Consider the following 2,078-nt stretch of genomic DNA (forward strand, 5'->3'; position numbering starts at 1 on the left):
ATAGGTTTAAAGAACTGCGAAAAGAAGCAAAATAACATTAAAAAGAGCTTTCCGAAAAGACAGGACTGTCCAATTGGTTATTTAAGCAACTTGGAGCGCAACATTTCTAGCCCTACACTGGAATATATGCAGCGGATCTGTGAGATACTTGGAGTCAGCATTACTGATCTGCTTATACCCCAAAAACAAGAGCATATTATTGTAAGAAAAGCTGATAAAATAACCATTATTGAGAACGATTTTTTTAAAGTGTGAGTCTATAAACTATGGCAGATACAATATGGAGTGCCTGTGTATAACCCTTCATCCGGGGGCCTCTTTTAATGATGAAAACATGGGGCGATGCCTACGATGAACTGGGAATTGTGGTACAGGGCTCTATGGAGATTTCTATAGGCACAAACATTTATACATTATACGAAGGTGATTCATTCTATATATGTTCAAATACTCCGCATTCCATGTCCAACTCCAGTGAAGAGGATTGTATCAGCTATTGGGTTATGAAAAAATCTTAATCTAATATAGCAAGTTAGAGTTATCTATCAATTAGGTTTGCCATACATACAGAAAAGCCGCCAGTTATTGTGCTGGTGGCTCTTTTATATGGTAGATAAACCATTATTTCATAATTATGAATTATATATTGACAAAACATTTTGTGAGCAGTAGAATGAAAAAAAGCAAAATTTCATATATCTGAAATAGTCGATAAGTGTTATAAATGTAATATATTCTCGGCAATATTTCACAATTATGAAAAGATGAGCTGATGAAAGCAATCTCTAATATTATATTAATGGATAAAAAGGAGAAGTTAATATGTATTACGTTGGTAGAGATCGCAATATTGACCTTATTAAAGCAAGACCAGGCAAAAGCTGCTATGGAATGGGTCTTGGAATTATGATTTTGGACGAGGTATATCCGGGTTTTCCGGGAGATGTGAGAAACGCAAGCGCATACAATTTCCCAATTCAGTACGATATTGTGAAGGGTATTGACATTTATAAGTTGGTTTGGTCAGAAGACAAAACTCATTGCAGACAGCCGATATTGGAGGCGGCAAAACGTCTGGAGAAGATCGGCTGCAGAGCAGTTGCAGCAGAATGCGGATATTTTGCATACTTTCAGCAGGATGTAGCCGGATATGTGGATATACCAGTATTCATGTCCAGTCTTTTACAGGTGCCAATTATCCAGCAGGTAATTGGTAAGAATAAATCCGTCGCCATTATTGCCGCCCAGAAGCGTTTTCTAAAAGATGAGCATCTGAAAAATGTTGGCATAGACCTGAACAGCAACTTTATTGTGGCAGGTGCGCAGGATGAATATAACTGCAAGGAATTTGATAATTTGTGGAACGTACAGGTTCGCAAGCCTCTCCCTGAAGCATATTTTGAAAAAGCACAGGATGAAATGCTGAAGATGTGCACAACCCTTGTTGATAAAAACCCATCAATTGGTGCATTTTTGTTTGAATGCACAGGTATGCAGCCCTTTGCAAGAGGAGTACAAGCTCAAATCGATTTGCCTGTGTTCAGCTGGGGAACCTTGCTGGAATATGCCTATTCTGTAGTAAACCACAGAGATTATTACGGCCACGTCTAAATAAATCTATGTAATCCTGATGTATTTCTGTTGGCCAGTATTAAGCGGTAATTCTTAAAAAATAATCCTAAAGAAAGAGAGGTTTTAATGGTGCAAGAGGTTTATTGTTGCCTCTCACTCAATTTGACGCTGCAATTCTCACCGCCAATAACGGAAGAATTATAGCGACAGTCTGCCATAAAGTTGAGAATTCAGGTGCCAATCAAAGTCTAGCTAGATAATGCCAGTCAGTGTGCATAGTGTGGATAATGTAGAGATCCCCCAGCACCCAAACCAAACCTGTCATGGATACTGAGAGGATCCTTACCCTTTAATTACCTTACCCCGCTGTCGCACGCTGCCTTTCCATATCAGCAAGAATACGCCCGATACTCTTTGTCCTCAACCACATCCACTGCCCCTTTGCTGTGCCATTCGTAGAGGCATACGTGCAAATATGATTTATCAATCGGTGAATACCTGAGTTT

Annotated in this window: 3 protein-coding genes; all 3 read left to right on the forward strand. The window is 39.1% G+C overall.

The window, feature by feature from the left end:
- The coding region (locus SSCH_RS16460; protein ID WP_198142238.1) for a helix-turn-helix domain-containing protein at positions 1–255 on the forward strand (255 nt) is incomplete at its 5' end.
- Positions 256–323: 68 nt separating this feature from the next.
- The gene (locus tag SSCH_RS16465; RefSeq protein ID WP_052835419.1) at positions 324–518 is read left to right on the forward strand and encodes a cupin domain-containing protein; all 195 of its coding nucleotides are present in this window, start codon (positions 324–326) and stop codon (positions 516–518) included.
- A 304-nt stretch (positions 519–822) separates the two neighbouring features.
- Positions 823–1,611: an aspartate/glutamate racemase family protein gene (locus SSCH_RS07090; RefSeq protein ID WP_044664859.1), complete on the forward strand. Its 789-nt coding sequence runs from the start codon at positions 823–825 to the stop codon at positions 1,609–1,611.
- Positions 1,612–2,078 lie beyond the last annotated feature (467 nt).

It is taken from the genome of Syntrophaceticus schinkii (assembly GCF_000946815.1).
Taxonomy (GTDB): Bacteria; Bacillota; DSM-12270; order Thermacetogeniales; family Thermacetogeniaceae; genus Syntrophaceticus; species Syntrophaceticus schinkii.